Source organism: Palleronia marisminoris (genome assembly GCF_900172315.1).
GTDB classification, from domain to species: domain Bacteria; phylum Pseudomonadota; class Alphaproteobacteria; order Rhodobacterales; family Rhodobacteraceae; genus Palleronia; species Palleronia marisminoris.
Window position 1 is genome coordinate 281,191 of sequence record NZ_FWFV01000005.1, and the last position, 23,922, is coordinate 305,112.

A 23,922-nucleotide genomic window follows, 5' to 3' on the forward strand; every position below is an offset into this window, starting at 1 on the left:
TTCGCAATCGCTCTTTGCGGTATCAGGGCCGGACTGTTGCCCCATGCGAGCTGTGCATCCGAATGGCGAAGATCGCGTATCTCCTTCTGTGCCACAAGGATCCCGACGCGGTGATCGCCCAGGCGAGGCGTCTGACCTCGCAAGGTGACTTCATTTCGATCCATTTCGATCGCCGTGCGCATGCGGCCGATTTCGCTCGAATTCGATCCGAATTGCAGGACAACCCCAACGTCGCCTTCGCCCGGGAACGGCTCAGATGCGGCTGGGGCGCATGGAGCCTCGTGGCCGCGACCCTTGCGGCGCTGGAGGCAGCGGTCGAGGATTTCCCGCGAGCGACGCATTTCTACCTGCTCTCGGGCGACTGCATGCCGATCAAGTCGGCCGCGTACTGCCACGCATTCCTCGACAGCGCGCCCGTGGACTACATCGAAGGGCACGACTTCTTCGAAAGCGACTGGATCAAGACCGGCTTCAAGGAGGAACGGCTGATCTACCGCCACCCGTTCAACGAGCGCACGCAGAAACGGTTGTTCTATCTCACCTACGAGGCGCAGAAACGGCTGGGCGTGACGCGAACGGTGCCGGCCGATCTCAGGGTGATGATCGGGTCGCAATGGTGGTGCCTGCGGCGTTCGACCGTCGAGGCGCTGCTGGCCTTCTGCCGCGCGCGCCGTGACGTGATGCGGTTCTTTCGGACGACATGGATCCCCGACGAAACCTTCTTCCAGACGCTCGTCCGCCACCTCGTGCCCAAGGCGGAGATCCGGAACCGCACGCCGACCTTCCTGGTCTTTTCCGACTACGGGATGCCGGTGACCTTCTATAACGACCATTTCGACCTGTTGCTGGGCCAGGAGTATCTGTTCGCGCGCAAGATCAGCTCTGACGCGATGGAACTGAAAAAGCGCCTGGGCGAAGTCTATGCCGAGGACAGGACCGAGTTCGCCATGACGGGCGAGGGGCGGCGCGTCCATGCCTACCTGACCGAGCGGGGGCGGGTCGGACGCCGGTTCGCGCCGCGCTTCTGGGAGCGTGACGCAAGCCTTGGAGCCGGGCGCGAGCTGATGATCCTGATCTGCAAGAAGTGGCACGTGGCCAAGCGGCTTGCCGCGCGCATCCAGGCAGAGGCCGGCATTCCGGCCGTGGGGTACCTCTTCAACGAGGTAGAAGAGGGGTTCCCCGATCTCGGCGGAATCGAAACCACGCTGACCAAGCGCCACAGGCACCGCCGCGCGCTTCTTCGTCTGCTGATGGATCACTTCGACACCGACCGGCTGGTGATCTGCGTCGATCCATCGGACCTCGCCCTGATCGAGGATTTCGCAGCCGACCGGTGCGAGACGCGGATCCTCGAACTCGAGTGCGGTTTCTCGGATGCCTACCTCCGCGGCCACGCGGCCCGCATGGGTCTTGCGGCGCCCGATGCGTCCGACGAGACCTTCGCGCGCCTTGCGCCGACGCTGCGCGCGGATATCGCGTTCGAGCATCAGGCGATCCGGGAAGCCGGTCTCGCCGCTGTCGGACAGCTTCGCGAAGGCATGCCGCCAGAGGCCTGGTCCGATGCCGTCGCGAAATTTCTGGCGATCGATGCCGAGACCGCGGGACGTGTCCTGGAAATCCCCTATCTCTTCTCCGACTGAAGCCGGGAGGCCCCATGCCCTACAAGTACGACGACCAGAACATCTTCGCCAAGATCCTGCGAGGAGAGATCCCGAACGACACCGTGGTCGAGACCGAGCACACGCTCGCCTTCAACGACATCGGACCAAAGGCGCCGGTTCACGTGCTGGTCGTCCCGAAGGGCTCCTACGTCAATCACGACCATTTCCACTCCAGGGCCACAGACGCCGAGATCCTGGATTTCGTCCGGGTCACGGCCCGCATCATAGCAGACAAGGGTCTTGCGCCGGGCGCAGGCGGGAGCGGGTACCGGGTGATCGGCAACGCCGGCCCTCACGGCCTGCAGGAGGTGCCGCATTACCACCTGCACATCCTGGGCGGCCGTCCCCTTGGCGCGATGGTGCCGGACGCCTAGGCGACGGGGCCGGTGTCGCGGGGCGTGGCGCCGAGATAGGCCCACGCCTCGGCCTCGTCGTCGAAGGTCATCGCCTCGACCGGGATCAGGCTGCCCATGGTCTTGATCTTGCTCTTGGCGTGCTCGGGGGCGTTGACCACCACGTATCTGTCGACCTTGGTCAGCGACTTCACCCGCGTCTTGAGGACGTCCCAACTGAGCGTCGCGCCGCTCTGCGCGCCCTTGTACGGGTCGAAGATCAGAAGCATCGACACCTTGTCGTGCGTCTTGAACTGCGCGTCCATGTAGCGGGACATCTCTTCCATGTCGACGCGTGTGACCTCGCCCACGATGCGGAAGGCGAAGAGGTCCTCGCCGTCATGCGGAACCTCGCGGATACTGGAATTGGCAAACATGGAAACGCTCCTCGGTCCGGGATCGAGGAAATGCGCTCGGCCGGGCCCGGGTTCCGGGGGGGGGGGGGGTCAGGCCGCCTGCGTCGGCGTGCGGGTAAGGTTGAGGAACACGTCCTCCAGCTTGGGTTCCTCGATCGAGACATCGGCGATCACGATGCCGGCCTCGCGCAGCGCGGCAAGGATGTCGCCGGGCCGGGTCCGCGTCTTGGCATAGGTGAACGCGATCCTGCCGTTCCTGCGCCGCTCCATCTCGACCCCCTCGGGCAGCGCGACGGTTTCGGGCACCGTGCCCTCTGGCTCGATCACCAGCGTCTTGGCGTCGACCCGGCTGATCAGCCGCTGGGTCGTGTCCCGGACCAGAACCTCGCCGTGGTGGATGATGGCGATCTCGTCGCACATCTCTTCGGCCTCTTCGAGGTAGTGGGTGGTCAGGATGATCGTCTTGCCCGCCTCGTTCAGCCGCCGGACGTTCTGCCACAGCATCTGGCGCAGCTCGATGTCCACGCCGGCCGTGGGCTCGTCCAGTACGAGGATCTGCGGGTCGTGCACCAGCGCCTTGCCCAGCAGAAGACGCCGCCGCATCCCGCCCGACAGCGCGCGGGCATAGGCGTCGCCCTTGTCGGCGAGGCCGATCATCTCCAGGATCTCGTCGGTCCGCCGTTCCGACCGCGGCACGCCGTAAAGCCCGGCCTGCACGTCGAGGCTGCCGCGCGGGGTGAAGAACGGGTCGAGGTTCAGCTCCTGCGGCATCACGCCGATGGCCGCGCGGCTCTGGCGGGGGTTCACGTCCTGATCGAAGCCCCAGATGCTGACGGAGCCCGAGGTCTTGGTCACCAGCCCCGCTAGGATGTTGATGAGCGTGGACTTCCCCGCCCCGTTCGGGCCGAGAAGGCCGAAGATCGACCCGCGCGGAATCGTCAGGTCGACCGACTTCAGCGCGTCCTTCGCGGGCTGTCCCTTGATGGGGGCGTAGGTCTTCGTCAGGCCCTCGATCTCGATGGCATTGTGTCCCACGTGCTCTCCTGCCCTTGTCCCGCGATGCACCGCGGTTATCATGCCGCCCGACCTAGACCCGGGACATCCCCGGGCAAGTTGTGAAGGATCCCCGCATGTCCGAGAAACCGGTCGACAACCAAGGCCCGTTGCCCCCCACCGGCGTATACGACGCGCCCGAGACCGTCCATGTCACGACGCTGCGCGTCTCTTGCGATGGCGACATGACCCACCCGCGGGTCTGGCTGCAGATCCCGGAAGAGCGTGGGTGGGTCGAATGCGGCTATTGCGACAAGCGCTTCGTGCTTGCCGAGGGTGCGGACGGGCACTGAGCCCGCCCGCCTCGCATCAGAGCGCGTTCAGCAGCGCCGTCGTCGGCCAGGCATCCACCGGCATGCCAAGCCGCGCCTGCTCGGCCCGGACGGCCGCGCGGGTGCCGGCGCCCAGGATGCCGTCCACGTCGCCCACGTCGTGCCCGCGCGCCTGGAGCTTCTGCTGCAGGTCTTTCATCTGGGCGTCGGACAGCGGCGGCGACGGGTTGCCCACGTCGAAGATCGGAGCCCCCTCGAGACGCGTTCCGAAATAGGCGGCGGTCAGCACGTAGGTGAAGGACTGGTTCCACTCGAACAGGACCGAGAAGTTCGGATAGGCGAGGAAGGCCGGGCCATCCTTGCCCTGCGGCAGGATCAGCGAGGCCGGCAGGTCCGGCCGGTCGATCGACCCATCCCGCGCCGTGACACCCATCCGCGCCCATTCCTCGGCGGGCTTCGTGGTCTCAAGTCCGGCTTCCTCCCACGGGAAGCTCGCCGGCACCGACACCTCTTCCAGCCACGGCTCGTTCGGGCGCCAACCCAGGTCCGACAGCATCTTCGCCCCGGACATGAGCGCGTCGGGCGTCGAGGTCTTGAGCGTCACTTGCCCGTCGCCGTCTCCGTCCACGCCGTTGAGCAGGATGTCCACGGGCAGCATCTGGACCTGCCCGATCTCTCCGGCCCAGGCACCCGTGGTGCTGCGCGGATCGAGGTCGCCACGCTCGTAGAGCTCGAGCGCCGCCATCACCTGCGGCTGGAACAGCTCGGGTCGGCGGCAGTCATGGCTGAGGGTCACGAGGGAATCGACGGTGTTGAAGTCGCCCTGCACCGCGCCGTAATCCGTCTCGAAGGCCCAGAAGGCCATGAGGACGCCTCGTGGCACGCCGTAGGTCTGCTCGATCCGGTTGAATACGTCCGCGTAGCGATCCGCGTTTTGCTGGCCACGGTCCATGCGGCTTTGCGAAATCAGGCGCTGCGCGAACTCGACGAAGGGCAGGTTGAAGACGCCCTGGCGCCGGTCGGCATCGATCGTGTCCTGATCCTGGCGCACGCCGGAAAAGAACTGTGCCGCGGCGGCCGGGTCGGCGCCGCGCTGGACGGCGGCTTGCTCCATCGCGTCGGTGAAGGCGGCGAAATCACCGCCGCAGGGCACGATGATCTCACCCTCGCGTTCGGTCGCCGCCGCAACGGGTGCGGCGGCCAGACAGAGGAGCAGGGCGGAAAGGACTGGTTTCATGAAGTCTCCTGGGTCGGCGCACATCTCGACCTCAGGGATATAGAGCCCGGCGCCGGGGGCAAGCGATCCTCGCGAGATCGTGCCCTCGGGGCGGCTCTGTTCCGCGACCTGCGGCGGCTTCCCCGGCGCATTTCATGGCAGGATGAAGGCGCTAATCGCGCGTTAAGGTAAATGCGCGAGCTTGTTCGTGCGGGACAGGCTGGAGAGCCGATGGCCGTGCAGGGTGAAGCGCCGGCTGGACCGCGCAGTGCGCCGCCCGGCCGGGGCGGACCCGGAATTCATCCTGCCTGAAATACTCCCGCCGGAGGCGATCCGTCCCGTCGAGGCAGGCGAGCGGTCAGCCGCGCCCGTGCGGCGCGTTCCAATCGAGGACGGGGTTTATGGGAATGATCCTATGCGGGTTCACCATCTCGTGACTGTAGTGGTAGTGGCGGACGAAATGGTCGAACTGAACCTCCTCGGCGATGCCCGGCCATTGGTAGAGTTCGCGCGTGTAGCCCCAGAGGTTCGGATACTCGCGCAGGAAGTTGCGGTTGCACTTGAAGTGCGTGTGGTAGACGAGGTCGAACCGGACCAGCGTCGAGAAGAGCCGCCAGTCCGCTTCGGTGATCCGATCCCCGACCAGATAGCGGTTCTCTGCGAGGATCCCCTCGAGCCAGTCGAGCGAGTCGAACAACTCGTGGGCGGCGCGGTCATAGGCCTTCTGACTCGTCGCGAAGCCGGCCTTGTAGACCCCGTTGTTCACGGTGTCGTAGACCCGCGCGTTGATCTCGTCGATCCGCTCGCGGAGCTCTTCGGGACAGTAGTCGTCGCGATTCCCGGTCAGGTCGTCGAAGGCCGAGTTGAACATGCGGATGATGTCGGCGGACTCGTTCGAGACGACAGCCTCTTGCTTGAGGTCCCACAGCACCGGCACGGTGACGCGGCCGGTCATCTTTGGCTCGGCGCGCAGGTATACGTCGCGCAGGTAGGGCAGGCCGTAGAGGCGGTCGCCGGTCGCGCCGTCGAAGTCGGTGCGGAATTCCCACCCTTCGGCCAGCATTTCGGGATGTACGACCGAGACATCGATGAAGGGCTCCAGCCCCTTCAACTTTCGGAAGAACAGCGCCCGGTTGGCCCAAGGGCAGGCGTAGGAGACATAGAGGTGGTAGCGGTCGGGCTCGGCCGGGAAGCCTCCCTCGCCGCTCGGGCCGGCGCTGCCGTCGGGTGTGAGCCAGTTGCGGAACTCCTGCGCGGAGCGCTGGAACTCGCCGCCGGTCGCGTCGGTGTCGTACCAGACGTCGCGCCAGACGCCGTCGATCAGCTTGCCCATGTCGGTCCTTTCGATCTTCTCGGAGAACCACATAGGAGCATCTTTGCGAGCGGCCATCCACGCCACGATGCCGCGTGATTTTGTCGTGAACTTGTCGTATGATCCTTGTTGAAGGCATGTCGCCTGCGTCCACGTTGTGGCGCGGCTTAGGGAGAGAGAAAATGTCTTGGGAGATCCACGCCGACGATCCGAGGGCCGCCGGCACACCGAACCCCCGCTACCGCCTGGTCTGGGGCACGCGATCGGCCCCGGTCGAGCGGCTGTCGGAGAAGGGCCTGTCCATCAAGCTGGACGACAGCCGGGGCGTGCCGGGGCTCGCGGATCTCTACCAGGGCGAGCGGCATATAGCGTCGGTGCTTCTCTGTTCCGACGCGATCGAGGCGGGGGAGCACAGGTTCCACTTCAAACGTCTGACACGCCACGCCGACGGGCCGCCGCGCGACTACGCCCCTGACCCCGATCCCGTCGCGTTTCTCCCGTCGCCGGACCGTGCCCGCCAAGGACTTTGAGAAAAGTTGCCGTAGCCTCTTGCGAACCGAAGCGCAGGGGGATAGGTGACGGCTCCACGCGCTGGTAGCTCAGTTGGATAGAGTATCTGACTACGAATCAGAGGGTCGGGGGTTCGAATCCTCCCCAGCGCGCCACTTCCTTCCGAATTGATGGTTCAATTTGCGATTATTTAGCTCCGCGTGTTTCGACACACGAGGTCAAACGATCTACGCAATCTTCGGGCGTCTGTCCGCCGGATGAAGCCTTGCCTTCTTCCGAAGACAAACTCTCCGCTGCAAGTGATGGAGCGGATTGGCGCATCGGGATCGGATCGATGGCGGCTCGACGCCTCGCCTTCGATGGGCGCCGCTCCGAGGGCCATGTTGCCTTCGTGAACGAAAGGGCCGCACCCGGCCCGACCCGGTAGCCTCTGGTCGCGCCCGCTGGCCTGCGGGCGCGATCTGTCGTTGGAGCTGCCTGGTTCAGCTAGGGGACTGTGAATCGGCGATCACGTCCTGGCGCTGGTGACCGAGGCCTTCGATGCTCAACTCCACAACATCGCCCGCCTTCAGATAACGCGGCGGCTTCATCCCCAGCCCGACGCCCGGGGGCGTTCCGGTCGAGATCACGTCGCCCGGATGCAGCGTCATGAACTGGCTGAGGTAGTGGACGAGGAACCCGACACCGTAGACCATGGTCTTCGACGAGCCGTCCTGCATGGTCTCGCCGTTGACTGACAGCGACATGGCGAGGTTCTGCGGGTCGGCGATCTCGTCCTTCGTGACCAGCCACGGGCCGATCTGTCCGAAATTGTCGCAGCTCTTGCCCTTGGTCCACTGGCCTGCCCGCTCGGCCTGGAACGCCCGTTCCGATACGTCGTTGGTCACCGCGTAGCCAGCGACGTGGTTCATCGCCTCTTCCTCGGTGACGTATTTCGCCGGCTTGCCGATGATTACCGCAAGCTCGACCTCCCAGTCGGTCTTTTCCGAGCCGCGCGGGATGATGATCGGGTCGTTCGGACCGCAGATGGCCGAGGTCGCCTTCATGAAGATCACCGGCTCCGGCGGCACGTCCATGCCGCTTTCGGCGGCGTGATCGGCATAGTTCAGGCCGATGCAGATGAACTTGCCCGTCCCCGATACCGGCGGGCCGAGCCGCGGGTTGCCCTCGACCACCGGCAGGCTGGAGGCATCCTGGTCGGCGAGCCGCGCGAGGCTTTCGGGGAACAGCGCGTCGCCCGCCAGGTCGTCGATCAGGCCCGAAAGATCGCGGATCGTGCCGTCCTCGTGGAGAAGTCCGGGCTTTTCCGCGCCTCTTGTGCCGTATCGCAGTAGCTTCATCTTCGGGTTCCTCTCTTGATGTCAGATGGTCCAGCCGCCGTCGATGCAATGCGCCTGACCGGTGGTGTAGGTCGCGGCGGCGAGATAGACGGCAAGGTCGGCGATCTCTTCGGCGTCGGCAATGCGCCCCATGGGTTGGCGGGCGACGAAAGCGGCGCGTGCGGCATCGTAGTCGCCCGTGTCGGTCAGGCGCTGGTCGAGAGACGGAGATTGAACCGTCCCGGGACAGATCGCATTGCAGCGGATGCCCTGGGATACGTAGTCGGCGGCAATCGCCTTGGTCAGGCCCAGAACGGCCGCCTTCGTGGTCCCGTAGACGAACCGGTTCGGCACGCCCTTCACCGAAGATGCGACCGAGGACATGTTGATGATCGCCCCCGAGCCACGCTCGATCATGCCGGGCAGGGTGACGCGGATCATCCGGACCATCGCCTTCACGTTGAGGTCGAACGCGAAGTCGAGCTCGTCGTCGCTGCAGTCGAGCACGGTGCCGCCGTGGACGATCCCGGCACAGTTGAAGAGCACGTCGACCGCGCCGGCACCTTCGCAGACCGCGGCGACCGAAGCCGGGTCGAGCACGTCGAGTCGCGCGGTCTCGCAGCCTGTGAGGCCGGTCAGCCCGGCTTCGTTGATGTCGGTCGCGATCACGCGGGCGCCGGCTCGGGCGAATGCCTCGGCACTGGCGCGGCCGATGCCCTGCGCCGCGGCCGTCACGAGAACGGTGCGGCCCGAAAGGTCAAATGCCATGAGTGTCTCCTTGATGGGCGCGCATCACATCACTGCGCCGATTTGCCAGGGCACGAATTCCACCGCGCCGAAGCCCTGTGCCTCGCTCTTGGTTTCCTCGCCCGAGGCGACGCGCAGCAGCAGGTCGAAGATCTCGCGGCCCTTGTCCTCGAGCGTCACCCCGTCGAGGATATCGCCGCAATTGACGTCCATGTCGTTGTGCATCCTCGCCCAGAGGTCCGGGTTCGAGGCGATCTTGACCGAAGGTACGGGCTGATAGCCAGAGACGCTGCCGCGGCCCGTGGTGAACGCGATGAGGTTCGCTCCCGACGCGGTTTGCCCGGTGACCGAGCAGGGATCGTAGCCGGGGCTGTCCATGAAGACGAAGCCGGGCTGGTCGATGGGCTCGGCGTATTTGTAGACGCCGGCAAGTGGCGCAGCCCCCCCCTTGGCCACTGCGCCGAGCGACTTCTCGAGGATGGTAGTCAACCCGCCGCGCTTGTTGCCGGGCGAGGGGTTGTTGTCCATCTCGCCGAAGTTGCGGGCGGTGTAATCCTCCCACCATTCGATCAGGTCGATCAGCTTGCGCCCCGTGGGGACGTCGACGGCCCGGCGGGTGAGCAGGTGCTCGGCGCCGTAGATCTCCGAGGTTTCCGACAGGATCGAGGTGCCGCCGTGCCGCACCAGAAGGTCCGAGGCCACCCCCAGCGCCGGGTTCGCGGTGATGCCCGAGTATCCGTCCGAGCCTCCGCACTGCATCCCCAGCACAAGACGGGCGGCCGGGGTATCCTCGCGCTCTGCCTTGTTCGCTTCGGCGGCCAGTTCGCGCAGGAGTGCGACGCCCTTGTCCACCGTCGCCCGCGTGCCGCCCTGGTGCTGGATGGTCATGTAGCGGAAGCGGGCGCTGTCCTTCAGCGCCTTGTGGTCGATCAGGTCGGGGATCTGCATGACCTCGCAGCCCAGCCCGACCATCAGGATTGCGCCGAAATTCGGGTTGTGGCCGTAGCCGGCGAGGGTGCGGAACAGCGTGTCGTAGCCTTCGCCCTTGCCGGACATCCCGCAGCCCGTGCCATGCACGATGGGCACGATGCCGTCCACATTGGGGAAGTCCGCAAGCAGCGCCTCGCGCGCTGCGCCCTCGGCGATGAAGCGCGCGACCGACCCTGCGCAGTTCACCGATGTCAGGATGCCGATGAAATTGCGGGTGCCGACGCGGCCCGATGGCCGGTGGAAGCCCCGGAACGTGGCGGTCTCGTCAGCTGGCGGCAGGTCCTTCGCGGCGGTGCCGAAACCGTAGTCGCGCTTGTGCGCGCCCATGCCGAGATTCTGCACATGGACATGCGCCCCCGGTGCGATGTCGGCCGTGGCGGTGCCGATGATCTGCCCGTATTTCAGGACGTTCTCGCCTGTCGCGATCGGGCTCAGCGCGATCTTGTGGCCGGCAGGGATCTTCTCGCGCGCGACCACGTCGAAGGGCAGCACGGTTCCTTCGGGCACCGTTCGCAGCGCGATGAGGATGTTGTCGGCGTCGTTGAGACGAAGTGCGAAGGGTTGGTTGGTCATGGGTGCGCTTTTCACGGGGTCACGAGCACCTTTATGATATTCTCGCGGTCTTCCACCAGTTCGGCGAAACGATCCCGCAGGTCGGACAGCGGCAGAGTGGCCGTCGCGATCGCGTCGGTCGGGATATGCCCGTCGCGGATTGCCGCCATGACGCGATCGAAATCCTCGCGCAGGGCGTTGCGGCTGCCGATGATCCGCGACTCGCGCTTGTGGAATTCGGCGTCGGGGAAGGTGATGTCGTCCTTGACCACGCTGACCAGTACTGAGGATCCGCCATGTGCCACCAGCGGAAAGCCCGCCTCGATCGCCTTTGCGTTGCCGGTCGCGTCGAACACCACGTCGAAGCCCTCGGACAGGTCTCCGCTCAGGATGTCGTCGCCGGGACGGTGACTTTCGGTGAACCCGAAGAGATTGCGCGCCGCGTCGAGCCGAGACTGGCTGAGGTCCATCAGGTGAACCTCTGCCCCCGCGAGGCGCGCGAACAGTGCCGTGCCGAGCCCGATCGGGCCTGCGCCCGTGACCAGCACCCTGTCGTCCGTGCCGCACCCCGCGCGCGCGACGGCATGCGCGCCGATGGCAAGGAACTCGACCATCGCGGCCTGCTCGGGCGAAAGTCCGTGTGCCGGATAGAGGTTTCCCTCGGGCACGACGATGCGCGGGCACATCCCGCCGTCGCGATGCACGCCGAGCACGGCGATGCGGGTGCAGCAGTTCGGCTTGCCCCGCCGGCAGGCCCGGCAGGTCCCACACGAGATGTAGGGGTTCACCACCACCAACGTGCCGGCCTCCGGCCCGTCGACGATGTGGCCCGAAAGCTCGTGGCCGATCACGCGGGGGTAGTCGAGGAACGGGTGCTTGCCCTCGAAGATGTGGTAATCGGTGCCGCAGATGCCGACAGCCGCGATGTCCACCAGCCGATGCCCCGCGGGCGCCTCGGTCGGCTTGGCGCGCGCCTCGACCGCGAAAGTGCCGGGGGTAACGCAGACGCCACAGTCCATCGTCTCGACGCTCGTATCGTTCATTGTGCGGCTTCCAGGTTGCGGGCGGACCAGTCGGAGGGCAGCTCGCCCTTGACGATGAGGCTGAGCACATCGTCCTTGTCGACCTCGTCGATCGCATGGGAACCGACCAGGCGACCCTTGTTCATCACCATCACCCGATCGCACAGGTCGAAGACGTCGTGCATGTCATGGCTGACCAGCAGGATGCCGATGCCTTCGGATCGAAGCTGGCGGATCAGATCGGCGACCATGGCAGTCTCCGAGGGCCCGAGCGCGGCAGTCGGTTCGTCCATGATCAGGATCCGGGTGTCGAAGTAGATCGCGCGGGCGATGGCGATCACCTGCCGCTGGCCGCCCGACAGGGAATAGACCGGGTCGCGCAGGTTCTTGAAGTTCGGGTTGAGCCGGGCGAGCACCTCGCGCGCTTCTTCCAGCATTCGCGCGTCATCGAGGTTGCCGAAGCGCGTCTTCAGCTCGCGGCCCAGAAACAGGTTCGCCGGTGCGTCGAGATGATCGGCGAGCGCGAGCGTCTGGTAGATCGTCTCGATCCCGACCGCGCGCGCGTCGTTGGGATCGTTGAGCGTGACCGGCGTGCCGTTCACACGAATCTCGCCGCTGCCAAGGGACATGGCGCCCGACAGGATCCGCATGAGGCAGGACTTGCCCGCACCGTTGTGACCCAGCACGCCCACCACTTCGCCCGGATAAAGTTCGAGCGAAACGCGATCCACGGCGCAAACGCCGCCGAAGTGCTTCTCGATGTCGATCATCTCGACCAGCGGGGTTTTCGACATGTGGTGTCGGGGCATGGTTCACCTGCGATAGGGGCCTTGGGCCGGGGGCGCGTCTCCGCCCCCGGCGAATGCGTGTCAGTAAAGGACGTTCTGCGCCTCGTCCGAGTCGATGTTCTCCTGATCCACCAACACGACGCCGGTGTTGATGAAGCTCTCGACCTCCTCGCCGTTCATGATGTCGATCACCGTGTTCACGCCCATCTCGCCCATGGCGAAAGAGCCCTGCACCGCGGTGGCTTCGAGCACGCCGTCGCGGACGAATTGCTGCAGGTCCTCGTTTCCGTCGAAGCCGAGCGCCACGACCGATCCGGCCTTGCCAGCCTGGACGAGCGCGCGCCCCATGCCGACGGCGGTGGGTTCGTTTGCACCGAAGATGCCGACGAGGTCCGGGTTCGCTGCCAGGATGTCGGTGGTCTGGTTCAGCGCCAGCGCCATCTGGCTTTGCGAGTAGAGGGGGCCGACGATCTCGAGCTCCGAGTTCGCGGCCAAGTAGTCCGAGAAACAGCCAACGCGGCCGATCTCGGAGCCGACGCCGGCGACGTAGGACATGACCGCGACCTTGCCCTCGGTTCCGGCCTCTTCGATCATCCGCTGTGCCACGGCCTCGCCGGCGGCGCAGTTGTCGGTGGACAGGAACGCCTGATAGGTGCCCGCAGCCTCTTCGGCCAGCGCGCTGTCGATGATCACCACGGGGATCCCGGATTCAAACGCGCGCTTGACAGACGGGGCCAGGGCGCTGGGGTCGGACGGGGCCAGCACGATGCCCGAAACGCCGCGGTTGATCGCGTTCTCGACCATGTTCACCTGGTCCGCGACGGCGCTTTCGGTGGCCGGGCCGTCGAAGGTGAAGGTGTGATCCGACTGCGCGCCGATGGCGGCTTCGGCACCGCGATTGACGTTCTGCCAGAAGTTCGAGCTGGTCGTCTTTACGATCACCGCGATTTCGCCGGCATGGGCGGCGCCCGTCGCAAGCGCCATGACCGAGGCAAGCATTCCTAGTTTGATAGACCGCATCTCATTCTCCTCCGTTGAGATATTGGTTTTGGTGGGTCCGGCGCCTCCTCGCGCCGGACAGGGCGAGCGGGCTCAGCGATGGTTGCGCATCTGGTCGATCCAGACCGCGCCGATCACGACCGCACCGATCACGATCTGCTGGATGAAGGCCGACACGCCGGCCATGTTCAGCCCGTTGCGCAGGATGCCGATGATGAAGGCCCCGATCATCGTGCCCGAGATCGTGCCCACGCCGCCTGACAGCGAGGCGCCGCCGATCACGGCCGCGGCGATCGCGTCGAGTTCGTACATCACGCCCTCGCTGGGCTGGGCGGTGATCAGGCGCGACATCAGGACGTTGCCCGCCAATCCGGCCAGCGCGCCGGACATCGCATAGGCGTAGAGCTTCGTTTCATCGACGCGCACGCCCGACAGCCGTGCCGCCTCTTCGTTCGAACCCGTCGCGTAGATGTGGCGCCCGATCTGACGGCGGCGCAGCATGTAGGCGGCGGCCAGTGCCACGATCAGCAGCAGGATCGCGGGATAGGGGATGCCGGGGAAGATCACCTTGGGAAAGCCGTTGGCCTGCATCTCGACCACGCGGAACAGCGCGCCGTTGCCGAGCCGCCCGAAGGACTCGCCCAGTTGCGAGATCGGCGCGGCGCCGGTCAACTGCAGCGCCAGCCCGCGTGCCATCAGCATCATGCCCAGCGTCGCGACGAAGGGCGGGATGCGCAGCCGGGTGACTACAAGGCCGTTCACCACGCCGCAGCCCGCGCCCACGGCCACGCCGAACGCCATCGCAGGCACGACCGGCAGCCCCGCCTTGATCGTCATGCCCGTGGCGACCCCCGACAGTGCCAGAACCGAACCCACCGAAAGGTCGATGCCGCCGGTGATGATCACCATGGTTAGGCCGATGCCCAGAAGACCGATCACCGATGTCTGGAGCAGGATCGTCAGAACGTTGTTGACCGAGAAGAAGGCCTGGCTCGCCAAGGAAAAGCCGACGATCAGCAGCAACAGCGTCAGGAGAGCGGACAGACGGTGCAACTTCTCGGTATCGGGCATGAAGCCCGCGAGGCTCGGCCCGCCGCTTGTTGCGGACTTTGTTGCGTGGGACATACGCCTCCCCCTCGTATGCTGCACTTAATAATTTAATACACTGTTTGAGTATTGCCTTCAGCCTGTCAACAGTTTTTAATAATTTCGTACATATACAGTTTCCGGCTGCCCCGAGCGAGCGCGGCCGTCGTCGAGAAGGGTGACTCTCCAATGGCACGAAGCGACACCCGGTACCGCGAGGCCTACAACCGCATCCTGGCATTCTGCGAGACGCTGCGCGTCGGAGACGACATGCCGTCCGAAACGCGGCTTGGCGAAACCGCCGGGGTCAGCCGAACGGTGATCCGCCGGTGCCTGTCTCGGCTTGCCGAGCTCGGGGTGATCTCGTGGGACGGGCGGGACAAGCGCCTTCTGCGTGTGCCGACGCCCGGGGACCGGATCGCGGTGCCCGATGCCGGGTCGGACACCAGCGATCTTGAACAGCGGTTTCTGGACTGGGTCCTGCGCTTCGATGTCCCGGCGAACACGGCCTTGTCGGTGGCCGAACTATCGCGAACCTTCGACGTGCCGCAGCACGAGTTGAAGGAGTTCCTCGCCGGTCTCAGCCGGTTCGGTCTCGTGACGCGGCGGCCCGAGGGCGGGTGGCGCCTTCTGGGGTTCACCAAGTCGTTCGCCATCGAATTGTCGGATTTCCGCTCGGTGCTGGAGCTGAATGCCGTCTCACATGCGGCCGAGGCGCCGGTCGATCATCCGGTCTGGAGCCAGCTCGCCGATCTGCGCGCCGATCATCTGCGACTTCGAGCGCACATCGATACCGACTTCCACGAATTCTCGAAGTTGGACGAGCGGTTCCACCAGGCGATCAACTCGGTCGTTCGCAATCGCTTCACCGCAGAATTCCAGAAGGTGATCTCGCTGATCTTCCACTATCACTACATGTGGGACAAGACCGAGGAGAAGACCCGCAATGCCGCTGCGATCGACGAGCATCTGGCGATCATCGAAGCCCTCGAGGCGCGCGATGCAGAGGCGGCGCGGGCGGCGGCACAGGAGCATTTGAGGACGTCCAAGACGACGCTTCTATCCTCGCTGCGCCACCACGATCTGGGCTGAGAGGTCTGGTCAGGCGAGGGCGGCCTCCGCCCCCTGTGGAAGCGGCTGCGACAGCGTATCGAGGTTGCGCCGCAGCGTCGACGGCTTGGCCGTTCCCAGCAGGACGGATGCGGCGGCCGGATGGCGAATGGCGAAATGCAAGGCGGCGGTCGCCAGCGGAACGCCGTGGCTTTCCGCCGCGCTCTGCAAGGCCGCCACCTGATCCAGTATGTGTTGCGGCGCTTGCCCATAGTCATAGGTTGCGCCGTCGACGGGCCCGGTCGCCAGGATGCCGGAGTTGAAGATCCCGCCCAGAACCAGGCTGGTGCCGGCAGCTTCGCAGGCCGGCACGAGACGCTCCTCGGCGGACCGGTCAAGCAGCGTCAGCCGCCCGGCCAGGAGGATCACGTCGAGCGGGCCGGCGTTCTCCATCACGTCCAGGCAGACCTGGCATTCGTTGACGCCGAGCCCGAAGGCCCTGATGCGTCCCTGTTCCTTCAGTTGCACGAGCCGCTCGTAGCCAGAGGCGAGAAACGCCTCCATGTGACGTTCGTTGTCCGAGCCGTGGGTGTATTCACCGATGTCATGGACATAGAGGATGTCGATGTCCTGCCGGCCGAGCCGCTGGCAACTCTGTTCGAAGCTCTCCTCGATCCCGTCACCGGAGTAGTCGTAGCGCACGTCGTTCTGCGCCGGGTTGACGAAGCCGTCCGCCTCGGAAATCGGAGATGTTGCAGGGGAAAGAACGCGACCGACCTTCGTCGAGATCACCACATCGCCCCGACCTGCAAGAAACTTGCCAAGACGCATCTCGGACAGGCCGCGTCCGTAATGCGGCGCCGTGTCGAAATGGCGGATGCCCGCGTCCCAGGCGCAGTCGAGCACTGCTGCGACATCTGCTTCGTCCGCCTCGCGATAGAGGTTTCCGATGCTTGCGCAGCCGAAGGCGATCTCGGTGACGGCGAGGCCGGTCCGGCCGATCTGACGCGTCTTCATGCATCGCTCCTTTCAAGCGCAGCGGACAGTTGCGGTTTGGCGCCCGTGTCACCGTTCGCGCGCGCCCAGTCGAGAAAGGCGCCAATACGCCGTTCGAGCTTTTCCCCGTGGTTCTGCGCGATGTCCTGCAGCTTGTGGTCGAGGAACGGGTTCGCGAAGCGTTCCTTCGTCACTTCGATGTAGTCGGCGACACCGTCAGCTTCGCCCGCCGCCACGAAGGCTGGCAGCACCTCGTCGGCGAAAAGCCGGGACAGGCGCGCGGACCAGTCCGCATCGGCCATGACGTCGCGCACGAAGCGCGCGCCCTCGCGGCCCCGGGCGAGCCAGTCCGAGACGATCCAGGTATGTCCGAGATTGAGGATGAAGAGCTTTCGACGCTCGATCGGGCCGAGATCGGAAACGATCTGGATGCAGGGATGCGTACAAGGGAGGGCGAGCCGCGGCTGTGCCTCGATCGCCCAAAGCGCATAGGGTTCGGCCACCGCGCCGGCTGGCTCCAGCGGTTCGGATACGATCCGGTCGACCAGGGAATTGACCCAAACCACTTCGTCGGCGAGCCAGTCGCGATAGGTCCGATCGGACTGCGAGACGGCATCAAGCACGAGCCCGCGCAACGTCGTGCCGTTGTTCTGGATGAGCTCGGTCGGCATGATCTGCGGCGGGGCGCCGCCTGCCTCGAACCGGGGGCGCAGCAGATGCCCAAGCTTCGCTGGATAGGACATGGCGGCGTTGAACCGAGATTCCCGATCCTCGGGGCGGGGGCGGAAGCCGGCGTCGCCGGTGTTTGACAGGACGACGCGCGCTTCCTCGGCGACGATCCGCGTCACCTCGGCAAGGTCGGCGTCGATCGACAGGCCGCGCGCCACGGCGTCGCTCCGTCGGGTCTCGGAAATCTTGCGGCCGTTCGAGATCCCTTCGATCCGAACCTCGTAGCCCCTCGCCAGTGCCTGAAGTCGACCCGTCCGCGCCGGGTCGCCGCTGGTTTGAACGACTGTGACGGGTCGCTCGCCGGGCAGCGCTTCGGAGAGGAACAAGTCCGCATGGGCCTGAAGGAAGCGGCTGGTTCCGAACTGCAGTACCGGCGTGATCGGCATTGACGAACCCTCTTTCATTCGGTTTGTTATTATTTAGAACATTTGGGCTGGCAAGGAAAAATCGTGATCATCGACGCTCATCAGCACTTCTGGCGTATCGGTCGGGGTGATTATTCCTGGATGAATGACAGCGTCGCCCCGATCCGACGCGATATCCTGCCGCCGGATCTTCTGCCCTTGGCGCGGCAAGCGAACGTGGTCGGCACGATTGCGGTGCAGGCGGCCCCGACGCTCGAAGAGACCGAGTTCCTGCTCGCTCTGGCCGATGAGACGTCACTTGTCCGCGGCGTGGTCGGCTGGGTCGACCTGACCGGCGACGTTCCCGCCCAGCTTGCGCGGCTGGCCCACCCGGCGCTGCGCGGGGTGCGGCCGATGCTGCAGGACATCGACGAGACAGACTGGGTTCTGCGCGAGGACGTGGTGACAGGTCTCGGCGAGGTTGCGCGCGCCGGGCTGCGGCTGGACGCGCTGATCACGCCCCGACATCTGGGGGCGATCGACCGCCTTGCGCGGCATCTGCCCGACTTGCCGATCATCGTGGACCATTGTGCCAAACCGACATTCGACGGCACCGATCCGGGTGAGGACTGGCGGGCGGGGATGCGCACCCTCGGCATGCATCCGCAGATCACCTGCAAACTTTCAGGACTGGCGAACGAGTTCGGTCCCGGCTGGTCGCCGGATTCGCTCGAGCCGGTCTTCGACCATGTGCTCGAGTGCTTCGGTGCCGGACGGCTGATGTGGGGCAGCGATTGGCCGGTGCTTGAACTTGCTGGCGACTACGAGGGGTGGCTCGAGACGGCGCAATCTCTCGCCGGAGCGTTGTCGCCGAGCGAACGCGCGCAGCTTTTTGCCGGCACCGCGGCAGAAGTCTATGCGCTGGATATCTGAAGGAGGACACGGGATGCGACGCATGGGGCACGTGATCGGTATTCGGCCGGAGAATCTAGAGGAGTACAGGCACCTGCACGCCGAAGTCTGGCCCCAGGTGCTCGACCGGCTGCGGCGGTCCCACATCACCAACTATTCGATTTTCCTGCGCGAGCCCGAGTTGCTGCTGTTCAGCTACTGGGAGTACGCGGGCGAGAACTTCGAAGCGGACAACGCCGCCATTGCCGCGGACCCGGTAACGCAGGACTGGTGGAAGCTCTGCGGCCCGATGCAGCGGCCGCTCGATACCCGCGCACGAGGCGAATGGTGGGCCCCTATGGAAGAAGTATTCCACGTCGACTGACGTCTAGCGATCCAACGAGCCGATGCTACGCCCCGCAAGATCCCGCGCCTGTGCTGCGTGGCACGTGCCGCTCACAGGGATGACAGTTCTGCGAGGCAGCTGCTGGCGAAGGCGCCGGCATCGGTTGGCCGGCCAATGAGAAACCCCTGGATGGTTTGGCAACCGTTGTGCTTCAGCCATGCGCGCTGTGCTTCGGTTTCCACGCCCTCGGCCACGACGTTCAGATCCAGTGCGCGCGCCATCGCCAGGATCGCCTGGACCAGCGGGGCCTTGCGGCCCTTGCCCTCTTCAAGCCCCTGCACGAAGCTCCGGTCGATCTTGATCGTATCAACCGGCAGATCCTGCAGGTAGCCGAGCGAGGAATGCCCGGTTCCGAAGTCGTCGATCGCGATGCTGATCCCCGCGCGGCGCAACTCCAGGAGGCTGCCGATCGTCGTCCGCGAACTCTCCAGCAGCAGTGTCTCGATGATCTCGACGCCGAACAGGTGCGGGGGAACGTCATGGGCGGCCAGTTGCTCGAGGATGAAAGTGGCCAGTCCCTCCCATTGAAGCGTGTTGGCCGAGACGTTGACGGAAATCCTGGTACAGCGGCCCTGCCGTTTCCAATCCCCGATCTGGCGGGACGCCATCTCGATCACCTGGCGGTCGAGCATGCGGATGAGCCCGGCGCGTTCGGCCGCCGGAATGAACTCCGTGGGGCTCACGGCGCCGCGCTCTGGGTGCTGCCAGCGTAGAAGTGCCTCGGCGCCCACCAGCCTTTGCTCTCCTTCGAGCGCGTATTGCGGCTGATAGACCAGCGAAAGCCCCTCGCCGGCGGCCAGAGATTGCTGAAGCGCCTGTGTCAGTCCCATGTTGCGCAGTACGGCCTGGTGCAGCGCATCGTCGAATTGCGTGGCCTGATTCCGCCCCGCCGACTTCGAGCGGTACATGGCGATATCAGCCTTGCGGATCAGTTCCTCTGCCCCTCTGCCATCCTCCGGCGCCACCACGATACCTATGCTTGCGGTGAGGCTGACCCGCTCGCGAACAAGATCGAATGGTTCGAGGAAGACCTCGAGCAAACGCTCCGCGAGGATCTGAGCGGCCTCTACGTCTGCCCCCGGCGCGATCACCACGAACTCGTCGCCACCAAAGCGCGCCAAGCCGTCGCGTTGCCGAACGACGCGGGCGAGCCGCTCGGCGATCACCAGAAGCAACTCGTCGCCGACGCTGTGCCCCAGCGTGTCGTTGACGTTCTTGAAGTTGTCGAAGTCGATGAAGAGGAGGGCGAGCGTTCCACCGGTCTCGTGGACGGTCTTCAATTCCCGTCCAAGGATCTCCGTGAAGGTCGACCGGTTCGGCAACCCCGTGAGATGGTCCTTCGTCGCCGCAAGACGTAGCGCGCGCTCGGTGTTCTTGCGCTCGGTGACATCCCGCTCGACTGCTATGAAATGCGTGCAGGCTCCGGACTCGTCGAAGATGGGCGACAGGTTGACCTCTACCCAGTAAGGCACGCCCTGCCGCGTGTAGTTGACCAGGTCTTCCTGCGCGTGGCCGCCCTGCTGAAGCGCTTCGTACAGCCGGTCGAGCGCCGGCCCGGCAGTTTGCGGGCCGTGGAACAGCCCTGGCGTCTGGCCGATCAGTTCCTCCGGCCCGTATCCCGTCAAGCGCCGTGTCGCCTCGTTCGCATATATGATTTTGGGCTGCCCGGACGCAGGCTCTACCTCGATGATGAACACGACGTCGTTGAGCCGGGAGATCGCGACATTTATCAACTGGCGCTGTGCGGTGACCCGCACCTCCTCGCTCACATCGTGGAAGTAGACCGCCACATCCTCGCATCCGGGATGCACCGTCACCTCGAGCGACTTGTCGAAGGGCGCGTAGTAGTCGATCACCCGGCGCGACATCCCGCTTGATCGGGCCTCTCTCAGCGCGGCTTCGAAAAGCGTGCCCGCAAGCTCGGGGAACTCGTCCCACAGAACCCGTCCCGTCAGTTCCTCGCACGCGCGGCCCAGCAGCGCCTCTGCATTGCGGTTGACGTACGAGAAGCGCCACTCCCGGTCCAGCAGATAGAAGGCGTCCGACATGCCCTCGATGATCTCGCCCAGGCGAGCCTCGAGACGTGCGGAATCCGCGCGCATCTTCACGATCTCGGTGATGTCCTGCATCACGGCCGAAAAGATCGGGCGGCCGCTCACCTGGAGGGTCTCTCCCACCTCGTGCAGCACGCGTTCGGCGCCCGAGACGTGCCGCGCGCGGTACTGAACGTCGAACAGGCTGCCCGTTCGGATCGCCTCCGCCTGCGCCCGCCGGTAGCGATTGCGGTCCTCCGGGTGCAGCAGAGTGAAGAAGTTCTCCCGCGTGTTGGACCAGGTCCGTGGGTCGAGACCGAAGATCGCGTAGACCGACGGCGACCACTTCGCCTGGTTGCGCTCCAGGTCGAGCTCCCACTTCGCCAGGCGAAGCCGCGACTGTGCCCGGCTTTGCGATGGCGTAGCGCCGATCCATCCTCTCGCGTCTCGCGCCGTGACCAGTCGCGCTGGCCGGTCGCGATATGCGAAGGCCTGCGAGGTGATTTCCACGTATAGCAGGTCGCCGGACTTGCGCCGGTGCCGCCACAGATCGGACGGGCTGTGACCCCTCTGATCCTGCACGACGGAGCGCCGGAGCGCGTCGACATCCTCCGCAGGACGTATGTCGGCAATCGTCATCGCCAGAAACTCGTCGTGGCTGTAGCCGTACTGCGCGACGGCAGCTTCGTTCACCGCCAGAAAGCCGAGGGTTTGAAGGTCGTAAACCCACATCGGATCGGGATGATTCTGGAAGAGCTGAGCGGCATCGAAATCTTTCGGAGTGTCCATGTCGACCGCTTGGTTGCTGTGACCGTGCCTGTTAGCTGCCGACCCTACAAAGCGCCGGTTGCTATGCACGTGCAAGTAGAGCGATCTCTTTCTGTCGGGCCTGTTGCGCAGATGGCCCCGTGGATCGAGCCAGCCGGTACAACATCGGACAGCTACCTGCCCCTCCGTGCCTGCATCGTTGGCTTCGGCGGTTCTGCCGCCTCTAGACGATGAAGTACCACGCGCTGAGGCCAAGCCCCGTGGCGATGACGAAGCCTCGCACCAGCGGTTGCGGGACGAGACGGCCGACCACGACGCTACTCCATCCTCCGACGATGGACGCCGCAGCGACAATCAGCACTGCTCGCCACGCGATCGCGCCAGAGATGATGAAGACCAGCACCGCCAAGCCCTGCATGACGCTGGCGAGCCAGTTTTTCGCTGCGTTCAGCCGGTGGAACTCCCGTCCTTCGGTCAGCGACAACGACGCCAGCATCATGATCCCCATGCCTGCCCCGAAATAGCCACCATAGACCGCCACCAGCCCCTGCAATCCCGTCGCCAGGGGGCCTGGCCTGTCCGAGCCGCGCCGCGCAGCCATGCGCTCGCCCAATGTCGCGATGTGCGGTGCGACGAGGAACAGCAGGGTGGCAAAGAAGATCAGGAACGGCACCAATGCGCGGAATGCGGTTTCGTCCGTTCCCAGCAACAACAGGCCTCCGGCGACCCCTCCCACGGCCGAGACCAGGGTGAACGGCAGCAGCCGTAGCAGGCCGGCGGCGATCTCGCGCCGGTAGGCCCAGGCAGCCGCGATCTGACCCGGCAGGACGGACACGGCCGACGTCGCGTTCGCCGTCACCGCAGGAAGCCCGATCGCCATGAGCGCCGAGAAGGTGAAGATCGTCCCTCCGCCTGCCAAGGCATTGATCGCGCCCGCGATGAACCCGGCCCCGACGAGAAGGAAGATGTCGTAGAACGATATGGCTTTCATCCCTTTGGCGCACGGCGCTGTCACCATGCTTGGGACAACCGGGGGAAGCAATGGAGTGTCTATCGCCGGAGCAAGATCCGCCTCGATGTCAATTTCGGTAGGCCGGCACCGCAGTGTGACCGAATGCGAGCGAAAGGAGGGAAATCACTAACTGTTTGAACGAACGTTGTATTCATTTGCGTGCATAACGTCCTGTTCCCAAGCCGAGATCGCAACACGAGCTTAACCGACCGCCGATAGCGATGGGGTCGGAGGAACCAACTCGGGGAGGAGCAATGGCGATTTTCAACACAAGCGGATTGGGTCGCGCCAAAGGCAAACACGGATACGATGGCCACCAGACCGCGCTCTAGCACTACAAGCACGACTATTTCATCGAGGCCCGTGGCGTCGCTCGCAGCCTACGGTGGTGCAAGTGGCTCAACTGATCCGCTGCACGTTCAGGAAAGAGAACGCGGTCATCCTCGACATTGAAGCTGCCGTCACGCCCGCACCGTCCCACAATCTCAGCACATGAAGGAAAAATCACGCCCATGCGCATGACCGTCTCACGCAAGCTCGGAGGGCTTGTCGCGTTCGCCGCTCTACTCTTCGTCGCACTATCCGTGCTCCAGGTTGCGAAGCTCCGTGAAGTGATGCGTCAGGACAGCCAGGCGCTCGTGCGCGCGCAGACGGAAGGTGCGACATCCATCGTGCGTTCATTCGTCAATGCCGCGAACGCGGGAGAGATGAGCGTTGAAGAAGCGCAAGAAAGCGCCGCGGCTGCCCTGTCGGCCATCCGGTACGGAAACGACGACTATTTCTTCGTGAACGACAGCGACGCAATCATTGTCGTGCATCCGAATTCGGAGCTGATCGGCACAAGCCAATGGGAGAAACGGGATCCGGCGGGCGTACCGCTCTTTCAAGAGCTCATCGAGCGCGCCAAGGAAGGCGGCGGGTATACGTCCTATCTTTGGCCACGTGCCGGTGCCGAGCAGCCGATTCCCAAGCTCAGCTACTCGAGCATCGTTCCGGAATGGGATTGGGTCGTCGGAACGGGCGTGTACCTCGAAGACCTCGAGGCGGCTTTCGCGCCGCAACTCCGGCAGGAAGTCATGTCCGTCGTCGTGAAGCTGGTTGTCGTGCTGGGCATGCTCGCAGCAAGCGGCTGGTTCATCTCGCGCAGTATCGCGCGTCCTCTGACAAGCATGACGCAGATCATGGTGCAGCTTGCTGACGGCGACTTGAGCGTCGAGGTTGCAGAGACGAAGCAGCGCGACGAAGTCGGTCTGCTTTCGACCTCCGCTCGTCGGATGATTGGAAGCCTCAGGGAGATGAGCCGGGCTGCGGAAAGCATCGCCGCCGGCGATCTGCGGGCCGACGTCACGCCGCGTTCCGACGACGACCGGCTCGGGATTGCGCTGCGCGACATGGTGATCAAGCTGCGCGAGGTGATC

Annotated in this window: 23 protein-coding genes and 1 tRNA gene; 9 read left to right on the forward strand and 15 right to left on the reverse strand. The window is 65.1% G+C overall.

The features are described 5' to 3' along the window. The first annotated feature begins 62 nt into the window (after window positions 1–62). Entirely contained in the window at window positions 63–1,640 is a 1,578-nt protein-coding gene (locus tag PAM7066_RS10850) for a DUF5928 domain-containing protein (RefSeq protein ID WP_085854183.1), read from the forward strand. A 14-nt stretch (window positions 1,641–1,654) separates the two neighbouring features. Then, window positions 1,655–2,035 carry an HIT domain-containing protein gene (locus PAM7066_RS10855; RefSeq protein ID WP_085854184.1) on the forward strand — a complete coding sequence of 127 codons (381 nt, stop codon included), beginning with the start codon at window positions 1,655–1,657 and terminating at the stop codon, window positions 2,033–2,035. Here the strand turns inward: PAM7066_RS10855 and PAM7066_RS10860 are convergent. Beyond that, window positions 2,032–2,430 carry a SpoIIAA family protein gene (locus tag PAM7066_RS10860; protein ID WP_085854185.1) on the reverse strand — a complete coding sequence of 133 codons (399 nt, stop codon included), beginning with the start codon at window positions 2,428–2,430 and terminating at the stop codon, window positions 2,032–2,034. The genes PAM7066_RS10855 and PAM7066_RS10860 overlap by 4 nt on opposite strands. A 69-nt stretch (window positions 2,431–2,499) precedes the next feature. Continuing rightward, on the reverse strand, window positions 2,500–3,444 hold the full coding sequence (locus PAM7066_RS10865) for an ABC transporter ATP-binding protein (protein WP_245749657.1): 945 nt from the start codon (window positions 3,442–3,444) through the stop codon (window positions 2,500–2,502). 95 nt (window positions 3,445–3,539) lie between these two features. Here PAM7066_RS10865 and PAM7066_RS10870 point away from each other — a divergent pair, with 95 nt between their 5' ends. Next, on the forward strand, window positions 3,540–3,755 hold the full coding sequence (locus PAM7066_RS10870) for a zinc-finger domain-containing protein (RefSeq protein ID WP_085854187.1): 216 nt from the start codon (window positions 3,540–3,542) through the stop codon (window positions 3,753–3,755). Window positions 3,756–3,771: 16 nt separating this feature from the next. On the opposite strand, the gene PAM7066_RS10875 is transcribed toward PAM7066_RS10870, so the two are convergent. Together PAM7066_RS10875 and PAM7066_RS10880 are read right to left on the reverse strand one after the other, a co-directional pair. Next, window positions 3,772–4,971 (reverse strand): lytic murein transglycosylase, encoded by a 1,200-nt coding sequence (locus PAM7066_RS10875; protein WP_085854188.1) that lies wholly within the window; start codon window positions 4,969–4,971, stop codon window positions 3,772–3,774. 337 nt (window positions 4,972–5,308) lie between these two features. Next, window positions 5,309–6,283 (reverse strand): glutathione S-transferase family protein, encoded by a 975-nt coding sequence (locus tag PAM7066_RS10880; RefSeq protein WP_085854217.1) that lies wholly within the window; start codon window positions 6,281–6,283, stop codon window positions 5,309–5,311. Between the two features lie 161 nt (window positions 6,284–6,444). On the opposite strand from PAM7066_RS10880, the gene PAM7066_RS10885 reads away from it, so the two are divergent. Beyond that, window positions 6,445–6,792: a hypothetical protein gene (locus PAM7066_RS10885; protein ID WP_085854189.1), complete on the forward strand. Its 348-nt coding sequence runs from the start codon at window positions 6,445–6,447 to the stop codon at window positions 6,790–6,792. 58 nt (window positions 6,793–6,850) lie between these two features. Continuing rightward, window positions 6,851–6,927, forward strand: a tRNA-Arg gene (locus PAM7066_RS10890). 327 nt (window positions 6,928–7,254) lie between these two features. On the opposite strand, the gene PAM7066_RS10895 is transcribed toward PAM7066_RS10890, so the two are convergent. The 7 genes from PAM7066_RS10895 to PAM7066_RS10925 all read right to left on the reverse strand — a co-directional run bounded on the left by PAM7066_RS10895 (window position 7,255) and on the right by PAM7066_RS10925 (window position 14,314). Next, on the reverse strand, window positions 7,255–8,112 hold the full coding sequence (locus PAM7066_RS10895) for a fumarylacetoacetate hydrolase family protein (protein WP_085854190.1): 858 nt from the start codon (window positions 8,110–8,112) through the stop codon (window positions 7,255–7,257). Between the two features lie 21 nt (window positions 8,113–8,133). After that, complete coding sequence (locus PAM7066_RS10900; protein ID WP_085854191.1) at window positions 8,134–8,859, reverse strand: SDR family oxidoreductase; 726 nt, start codon at window positions 8,857–8,859, stop codon at window positions 8,134–8,136. A 24-nt stretch (window positions 8,860–8,883) separates the two neighbouring features. Continuing rightward, complete coding sequence (locus tag PAM7066_RS10905) at window positions 8,884–10,401, reverse strand: UxaA family hydrolase (protein WP_085854192.1); 1,518 nt, start codon at window positions 10,399–10,401, stop codon at window positions 8,884–8,886. A gap of 11 nt (window positions 10,402–10,412) precedes the next feature. Beyond that, window positions 10,413–11,423, reverse strand: a complete 1,011-nt coding sequence (locus tag PAM7066_RS10910; protein ID WP_090928922.1) for a zinc-binding alcohol dehydrogenase family protein — start codon at window positions 11,421–11,423, stop codon at window positions 10,413–10,415. Continuing rightward, window positions 11,420–12,196 (reverse strand): ATP-binding cassette domain-containing protein, encoded by a 777-nt coding sequence (locus tag PAM7066_RS10915; RefSeq protein WP_090928925.1) that lies wholly within the window; start codon window positions 12,194–12,196, stop codon window positions 11,420–11,422. Before PAM7066_RS10915 ends, PAM7066_RS10910 begins: the two co-directional genes overlap by 4 nt. Before the next feature lie 75 nt (window positions 12,197–12,271). Further along, a complete protein-coding gene (locus tag PAM7066_RS10920; RefSeq protein WP_085854194.1) occupies window positions 12,272–13,210 on the reverse strand; it encodes an ABC transporter substrate-binding protein in 939 nt (312 codons plus the stop codon). 72 nt (window positions 13,211–13,282) lie between these two features. Next, window positions 13,283–14,314 carry an ABC transporter permease gene (locus PAM7066_RS10925; RefSeq protein ID WP_085854195.1) on the reverse strand — a complete coding sequence of 344 codons (1,032 nt, stop codon included), beginning with the start codon at window positions 14,312–14,314 and terminating at the stop codon, window positions 13,283–13,285. 150 nt (window positions 14,315–14,464) lie between these two features. Between PAM7066_RS10925 and PAM7066_RS10930 the strand changes: the two genes are divergently transcribed. Beyond that, complete coding sequence (locus PAM7066_RS10930) at window positions 14,465–15,367, forward strand: GntR family transcriptional regulator (RefSeq protein WP_085854196.1); 903 nt, start codon at window positions 14,465–14,467, stop codon at window positions 15,365–15,367. 9 nt (window positions 15,368–15,376) lie between these two features. Here PAM7066_RS10930 and PAM7066_RS10935 read toward each other — a convergent pair whose 3' ends face one another. Both PAM7066_RS10935 and PAM7066_RS10940 read right to left on the reverse strand, forming a co-directional pair. Further along, window positions 15,377–16,342, reverse strand: coding sequence for an aldo/keto reductase (locus tag PAM7066_RS10935; RefSeq protein ID WP_085854197.1), 966 nt, complete (start codon window positions 16,340–16,342; stop codon window positions 15,377–15,379). After that, window positions 16,339–17,454 (reverse strand): mannitol dehydrogenase family protein, encoded by a 1,116-nt coding sequence (locus PAM7066_RS10940; RefSeq protein ID WP_245749658.1) that lies wholly within the window; start codon window positions 17,452–17,454, stop codon window positions 16,339–16,341. Before PAM7066_RS10940 ends, PAM7066_RS10935 begins: the two co-directional genes overlap by 4 nt. 45 nt (window positions 17,455–17,499) lie before the next feature. Between PAM7066_RS10940 and PAM7066_RS10945 the strand changes: the two genes are divergently transcribed. Both PAM7066_RS10945 and PAM7066_RS10950 read left to right on the forward strand, forming a co-directional pair. After that, window positions 17,500–18,327 carry an amidohydrolase family protein gene (locus PAM7066_RS10945; RefSeq protein ID WP_085854199.1) on the forward strand — a complete coding sequence of 276 codons (828 nt, stop codon included), beginning with the start codon at window positions 17,500–17,502 and terminating at the stop codon, window positions 18,325–18,327. Between the two features lie 13 nt (window positions 18,328–18,340). Beyond that, window positions 18,341–18,670: an L-rhamnose mutarotase gene (locus PAM7066_RS10950; RefSeq protein WP_085854200.1), complete on the forward strand. Its 330-nt coding sequence runs from the start codon at window positions 18,341–18,343 to the stop codon at window positions 18,668–18,670. A gap of 71 nt (window positions 18,671–18,741) precedes the next feature. On the opposite strand, the gene PAM7066_RS10955 is transcribed toward PAM7066_RS10950, so the two are convergent. Then, a complete protein-coding gene (locus tag PAM7066_RS10955) occupies window positions 18,742–21,513 on the reverse strand; it encodes an EAL domain-containing protein (RefSeq protein ID WP_085854201.1) in 2,772 nt (923 codons plus the stop codon). A gap of 202 nt (window positions 21,514–21,715) precedes the next feature. Continuing rightward, on the reverse strand, window positions 21,716–22,510 hold the full coding sequence (locus PAM7066_RS10960; RefSeq protein WP_085854202.1) for a sulfite exporter TauE/SafE family protein: 795 nt from the start codon (window positions 22,508–22,510) through the stop codon (window positions 21,716–21,718). Between the two features lie 506 nt (window positions 22,511–23,016). Here PAM7066_RS10960 and PAM7066_RS10965 point away from each other — a divergent pair. After that, the coding region (locus tag PAM7066_RS10965) for a cache domain-containing protein (protein WP_139838415.1) at window positions 23,017–23,922 on the forward strand (906 nt) is incomplete at its 3' end.